Annotated in this window: 8 protein-coding genes; 1 reads left to right on the forward strand and 7 read right to left on the reverse strand. The window is 50.5% G+C overall.

Translation table 11 applies throughout. From position 1 onward, the window contains the following. Positions 1-326 precede the first annotated feature (326 nt). From iscU to iscR, 7 genes are all read right to left on the reverse strand, one after another. On the reverse strand, positions 327-713 hold the full coding sequence (iscU, locus tag HMPREF3066_RS01180) for a Fe-S cluster assembly scaffold IscU (protein WP_003674559.1): 387 nt from the start codon (positions 711-713) through the stop codon (positions 327-329). A gap of 38 nt (positions 714-751) precedes the next feature. After that, positions 752-1,354 (reverse strand): putative adenosine monophosphate-protein transferase Fic, encoded by a 603-nt coding sequence (locus tag HMPREF3066_RS01185; protein ID WP_070439912.1) that lies wholly within the window; start codon positions 1,352-1,354, stop codon positions 752-754. Further along, positions 1,351-1,536 (reverse strand): antitoxin VbhA family protein, encoded by a 186-nt coding sequence (locus HMPREF3066_RS01190; RefSeq protein ID WP_039410746.1) that lies wholly within the window; start codon positions 1,534-1,536, stop codon positions 1,351-1,353. The genes HMPREF3066_RS01185 and HMPREF3066_RS01190 overlap by 4 nt, the downstream gene beginning before the upstream one ends. Positions 1,537-1,586: 50 nt before the next feature. Beyond that, positions 1,587-1,715, reverse strand: a complete 129-nt coding sequence (locus tag HMPREF3066_RS13450) for a hypothetical protein (protein WP_321178880.1) — start codon at positions 1,713-1,715, stop codon at positions 1,587-1,589. Positions 1,716-1,825: 110 nt separating this feature from the next. Beyond that, positions 1,826-2,218, reverse strand: a complete 393-nt coding sequence (locus HMPREF3066_RS01195) for a hypothetical protein (protein ID WP_070439914.1) — start codon at positions 2,216-2,218, stop codon at positions 1,826-1,828. Positions 2,219-2,260: 42 nt separating this feature from the next. Beyond that, a complete protein-coding gene (locus HMPREF3066_RS01200) occupies positions 2,261-3,475 on the reverse strand; it encodes an IscS subfamily cysteine desulfurase (protein ID WP_060975431.1) in 1,215 nt (404 codons plus the stop codon). A gap of 29 nt (positions 3,476-3,504) precedes the next feature. Next, positions 3,505-3,951 (reverse strand): Fe-S cluster assembly transcriptional regulator IscR, encoded by a 447-nt coding sequence (gene iscR / locus HMPREF3066_RS01205; protein WP_003764827.1) that lies wholly within the window; start codon positions 3,949-3,951, stop codon positions 3,505-3,507. A 351-nt stretch (positions 3,952-4,302) separates the two neighbouring features. On the opposite strand from iscR, the gene HMPREF3066_RS01210 reads away from it, so the two are divergent. Next, positions 4,303-5,475 (forward strand): alpha-hydroxy acid oxidase, encoded by a 1,173-nt coding sequence (locus tag HMPREF3066_RS01210; RefSeq protein WP_070439916.1) that lies wholly within the window; start codon positions 4,303-4,305, stop codon positions 5,473-5,475. Positions 5,476-5,586: the final 111 nt, after the last annotated feature.

A 5,586-nucleotide genomic window follows, 5' to 3' on the forward strand; every position in this document is an offset into this window, starting at 1 on the left:
GCAACTTCAAAAGGATTAAGTTTCTGTGTCCTTACCCTCTTCTTCACGAGAGAAGGCATGCCGTCTCTTTTGATTTTGCAGGGATATCGACTAAATATAAGCCTACGGCTTATCGCCCTCTCCCTAACCCTCTCCCGCGGGGAGAGGGAATAGATTGGCAGGTAGTCCCAAATTTGGCGGCAACTTCAAAAGGATTAAGTTTCTGTGTCCTCAATTCACCCTGTCTGTTTAAGAGGGGAACAAACCGTTATGTTTGCTTTTCCTGAAAACTCTAAGACTTTCAGAAATCCTATGAATGTCTGCCGACAAAGCACCCACTAATCGGATTATTTGTTTTCCTGACGTTTGCGATAGTCGGCAACAGCCGCTTTTACCGCATCTTCAGCCAAGATGGAGCAGTGGATTTTCACAGGCGGCAGTTCCAGTTCTTCGGCGATTTCGCTGTTTTTGATTGCCAGCGCGTCATCCAGGCTTTTGCCTTTGACCCACTCGGTAATTAGGCTGGACGAAGCGATGGCGGAGCCGCAGCCGTAAGTTTTAAATTTCGCATCTTCGATGATGCCTTCGTCGTTCACTTTGATTTGCAGGCGCATGACGTCGCCACAGGCTGGCGCGCCGACCATGCCGGTGCCAACAGACTCGTCGTTTTTGTCGAAAGTACCGACATTGCGGGGGTTTTCATAGTGATCGATTACTTTATCGCTGTATGCCATGATGTGGTTTCCTTAAAATATCGTGGTTTGTTGATGTTTTAGTCGTCTGAAAAAGACGATTGTTCTAAATTTTCTAAAATTAGTCGTGCCAATAAGCTGCTATCGGCATGGTATGCCTGAATACAGGCTTGAATCATTTGTTCGGTAGAGATATTTTGCCAATGTATCTGCAAACCGTTTTTCATTGCCAATTGCGTCATAAACAGGCGCAATGTTCTTCCGTTTCCTTCACGAAAAGGATGTAGGACGTTCAACTCGCCCAAATAATAGGCTACACGCTCGGCGAATTTATCTTTATCCAACCCCTGCAAATAGTTTTCGTTTCGCAGCTTCTCTAAAAGTTTACGGCTTTCGTTTTCGATAAAAGCAAAATTGGCAAATCGGGTATTACCTTTGGAAATATCAATCCGCCGGATTTCGCCTGCCCAATCATAAACATCGCCAAACAGTTCGCGATGAATAGTCTGTAAATGGGCCAAATCGAAATTGTCCGTAATGGGTTGCAAAAGCAGATATTGGGCGCGAACAGCGGAAAATTCTTTTTCGGCGGTTTTCAGCAATTCACTATCTTGGATGGAGAGCTTGTTTTTAAATACGCCTCCATTCATATAAATAGTGTCTTCTCCGCCGTATTTGCTCATTTTTCCGCCATTCTTTGTTTGATGCCGTCCAAAGCCTCATCCAAACTGATTTTGCCTTCCACCAAACGCTGCATATCATGTATGGTCTCTAGACTGATGTTCAACTGCTCCATCCGCCACGAACCAATAATGGAATGCGTCGTTTGCGGCAAATGATGCTGTTCCTGAATTTGTAGGGACATGGGATTCCTTATTTTGCTTCCGAACAATATTTCAGACGACCCCTGCCGCCTTAGATTTTGCACGCGCCGCCTTCGCAGCCGTCGTCGTTTTCCGAATCGACACCGCCTTCCACGGTAACGCCGTCAAAATCTTCAAGCAGGTTCTCGAGATTGTCGAGGTCGAGTTCTTGTTCGTTCATGGGTTGTATCCTTGATTTTAATGTGGTGGCTTTTAGGTCGTCTGAAAAGGTCTTTGGGGATTTTCAGACGACCTTTTTTATTTATAGGTAGGTTGCTGAAAACGGATGCTTTAGCTCAAATCAAATACCTGTATCGTCAAAACCGCTTTGGGCGGCAATGTACGCAGCAATTCAGGACGATGCAGTTTCAAAGGACGATAGCCGTACGACTTCATCAGCACGGTTTCGCCCTTGTCGTCTTCCATAAAAACAGGCGTGAAGTTTCCATGCGGCGCATTGCCCTGCGGCGAGATTTTACCGCCTAGCAGCCACGGGGCGACGTGCCGCGCCTGCGTTTGGTAAACATCTGGATAGCCGCCTTTGTTCTCGGTCTGCGTGGCTCGCCCTTCTTTGCAAAGTTCATCCAGCCAGTCCGCACCGGAAACGCCGCACTCCCACGAGGCGATGAGATGTGGCTCTTGCCTGTCTGCATCGCTGAAAACACTTATCCACCAACCCAGCATAATTTATTCCTTTCGTGATGGTTTTTTGAGTGCAAGCTGCTCTTAATGCGCCGCCCATTCAATCGAGTTCAAATCAATCCCGTCTTTGAACATTTCCCACAGCGGAGACAGTTCGCGCAGTTTGCCGATTTTGGATTTGATCAGTTCGGCAGCGAATTTGACTTCTTCTTCGGTAGTCATGCGGCCGAAGGTGATACGCAGGGATGAGTGTGCCAGTTCGTCGTTGCGGCCGAGCGCGCGCAGGACGTAGCTGGGTTCGAGCGAAGCGGAGGTGCAGGCGGAGCCGCTGGACACGGCGAGTTCTTTCACTGCCATAATCAGGCTTTCACCTTCGACGAAGTTGAAGCTGACATTCAGGTTGTTCGGGGCGCGGTGTTCGAGGTCGCCGTTGATATAGACTTCTTCGATGCCTTCGATGCCTTTGAGGAAGATGTCGCGCAGTTTGCGGTAGTGCGCCATGTCTTGCTCGAGTTCTTCTTTGGCGATGCGGAAGGCTTCGCCCATGCCGACGATTTGGTGGGTCGGCAGGGTGCCGCTGCGGAAGCCGCGTTCGTGGCCGCCGCCGTGCATTTGGGCTTCGAGGCGGACGCGGGGTTTGCGGCGGACGTACAGTGCGCCGATGCCTTTGGGTCCGTACACTTTGTGGCCGGACATGGACAGCAGGTCGATTTTGGCAGCTTCTACGTCCACAGGCACTTTGCCGCAGGCTTGGGCGGCATCGACGTGGAAGATGATTTTGCGTTCGCGGCAAATTTCGCCGATGGCGGGAATGTCTTGCACTACGCCGATTTCGTTGTTCACCCACATCACGGAAATCAGGATGGTGTCGTCGCGGATGGCGGCTTTGAGTTCTTCCAAATCAATCAGGCCGTTTTCTTGTACGCCGAGATAGGTGACTTCAAAACCTTGGCGTTCGAGTTCACGCATGGTGTCGAGCACGGCTTTGTGTTCGGTTTTGACGGTGATGAGGTGTTTGCCTTTGGTTTTGTAGAAGTTTGCCGCGCCTTTGATGGCGAGGTTGTCGGACTCGGTCGCGCCGCTGGTGAAGATGATTTCTTTGGGGTCGGCGTTAATTAGGGCGGCAATGTCGGCGCGGGCTTTTTCGACGGCCTCTTCTGCTTCCCAGCCGAATGCGTGGCTGTTGGAAGCGGGGTTACCGAAGGTTTCAGTCAGATAGGGAATCATTTTTTCGGCAACGCGTTTGTCAACGGGGGTGGTGGCGGCGTAGTCGAGATAAACGGGGGTTTTGACGGTCATGGTTTGCTCTTTCTTTTTCTGTAATGTACTTAATGGATATGTGTAAATTGGATGACGTGGCTGCCGTCATCGCTATTTTTCTGTTCGATGATGCTTTGCAGGGTAACGCTGCTGAGGTAATCGTTGATGGTTTTGTTCAGGTTTTCCCAAAGGTCGTGCGTCAGGCAGGGCGCACCGTGGTGGCAGTTGGCTTTGCTGCTGCATTGGGTGGCGTCCAGTTTGTCTTCGGCGGCGGAAATGATTTGGGCGATATTGATTTGTGCGGGAGGGGCGGCGAGGATGTAGCCACCACCGGGGCCGCGTAGGCTTTCGACCAGCCCGGCGCGCCGCAGTTTGCTGAATAGTTGTTCGAGATAGGAAAGCGAAATGCTTTGGCGTTCGCTGATGGCGCTGAGTTTGACAGCGCCGGTTTGCGCGTTCATCGCCAAATCGATCATGGCGGTAACGGCAAAACGCCCTTTTGTGGTCAGTCTCATGGTAGGTGCCTGTGTCGGCTTTTTTATAGTGGTGCGATTGTCTAATATCTGAGTGATTCAGTCAAGTATATTCGGGCATCTTCCGATTGTTTGTTTAAATGGCTGGGCGAATGGATTTTTATCTGCCTGAAGATTTCTCTTTTTTATCTGAAACTTGAATCCGAGGTCGTCTGAAAAGTGCTATTACCCCGCTTTTGGCGGGGTTAAAACCATTTGCTTTATAATTGCGATTGATATAGATTATCTAATTCATACTAAATCATTATGGTATTGCAAAAGGTCGTCTGAAACCGCCCTACCCGTTTCAGACGACCCAATCCATAAGCAACCCCTTAACAGAGGCAATCAACAATGAAACGCGATTTGAGCAAAATGACCTGTATCGAAGACCTGCGCCTTGTTGCCAAGCGCAAGATGCCGCGCATGTTTTACGATTACATCGATTCAGGTTCTTGGACGGAAACCACCTACCGCGAAAACACTTCGGATTTCAAAGACATCCGCTTCCGCCAAAAGGTATTGGTCAATATGGAAGGCCGCAGTTTAGAGACTAAAATGATCGGTCAGGATGTGAAGATGCCGGTGGCGATTGCGCCGACGGGCTTTACCGGCATGGCACACGCCGACGGCGAAATTTTGGCGGCGCGTGCGGCGGAGAAGTTTGGCATTCCGTTTACGCTGTCCACCATGTCCATCTGCTCGATTGAAGACGTTGCCGAAAACACCAGCGCGCCGTTTTGGTTTCAGCTTTATGTGATGCGCGACCGCGAGTTTATGGAAAACCTGATTAAGCGCGCGAAAGATGCCAAATGTTCGGCGTTGGTGTTAACTGCCGATTTGCAGGTTTTGGGCCAACGCCACAAAGACATCAAAAACGGTCTGTCCGCGCCGCCGAAACCGACCATCGCCAATTTAATCAATCTGGCAACCAAGCCCGAATGGTGCATGAAAATGCTGAACACGGAACGCCGCACGTTCCGCAATATTGTCGGACACGCTAAAAATGTCGGCGATTTGTCTTCGCTGTCTTCATGGACTTCCGAACAATTCGACCCGCGCCTGAGCTGGGACGACGTTGCCCGCATTAAAGATTTGTGGGGCGGCAAGCTGATTATCAAAGGTATTATGGAACCCGAAGATGCGGAAAAAGCAGCAAAAAGCGGCGCGGACGCATTGGTCGTTTCCAACCACGGCGGCCGCCAGCTCGACGACACCATATCCTCCATCAAAGCCTTGCCCGACATCGTCAGCGCAGTCGGCAGCGACATCGAAGTCTGGATGGACAGCGGCATCCGCAGCGGTCAGGACGTCCTCAAAGCATGGGCTTTGGGCGCGAAAGGCACGATGATAGGCCGCGCGTTCCTCTACGGCTTGGGCGCATACGGAGAAGAAGGCGTTACCCGCGCGCTGGAAATCCTGTATAAGGAAATGGACGTCTCCATGGCGTTCACAGGCCATCGCAATATTCAAGACGTTGACGCCAGCATCCTGCAAAGCACGCGCTGGCCGAATGACAAATTCTGATTGCTTTGAAAACATCAAACCGGCGGTTAAACAGATTAACCGCCGGTTTGGTGTTTTGAGTTTGCAGAAGATAAGGTTCTCAGAGCGTGTTCATAGTCTTCGTAGCAGGAC

It is taken from the genome of Neisseria sp. HMSC03D10 (assembly GCF_001807625.1).
Classification (GTDB): domain Bacteria; phylum Pseudomonadota; class Gammaproteobacteria; order Burkholderiales; family Neisseriaceae; genus Neisseria; species Neisseria mucosa.

Bases quoted from the DNA above. Each gene is read 5' to 3' on its own strand.
- HMPREF3066_RS01185 (WP_070439912.1), bottom strand. From the start codon at position 1,354: ATGAGCAAATACGGCGGAGAAGACACTATTTATATGAATGGAGGCGTA.
- iscU (WP_003674559.1), bottom strand. From the start codon at position 713: ATGGCATACAGCGATAAAGTAATCGATCACTATGAAAACCCCCGCAAT.
- HMPREF3066_RS01195 (WP_070439914.1), bottom strand. From the start codon at position 2,218: ATGCTGGGTTGGTGGATAAGTGTTTTCAGCGATGCAGACAGGCAAGAG.
- HMPREF3066_RS13450 (WP_321178880.1), bottom strand. From the start codon at position 1,715: ATGAACGAACAAGAACTCGACCTCGACAATCTCGAGAACCTGCTTGAA.
- HMPREF3066_RS01200 (WP_060975431.1), bottom strand. From the start codon at position 3,475: ATGACCGTCAAAACCCCCGTTTATCTCGACTACGCCGCCACCACCCCC.
- HMPREF3066_RS01190 (WP_039410746.1), bottom strand. From the start codon at position 1,536: ATGTCCCTACAAATTCAGGAACAGCATCATTTGCCGCAAACGACGCAT.
- iscR (WP_003764827.1), bottom strand. From the start codon at position 3,951: ATGAGACTGACCACAAAAGGGCGTTTTGCCGTTACCGCCATGATCGAT.
- HMPREF3066_RS01210 (WP_070439916.1), top strand. From the start codon at position 4,303: ATGAAACGCGATTTGAGCAAAATGACCTGTATCGAAGACCTGCGCCTT.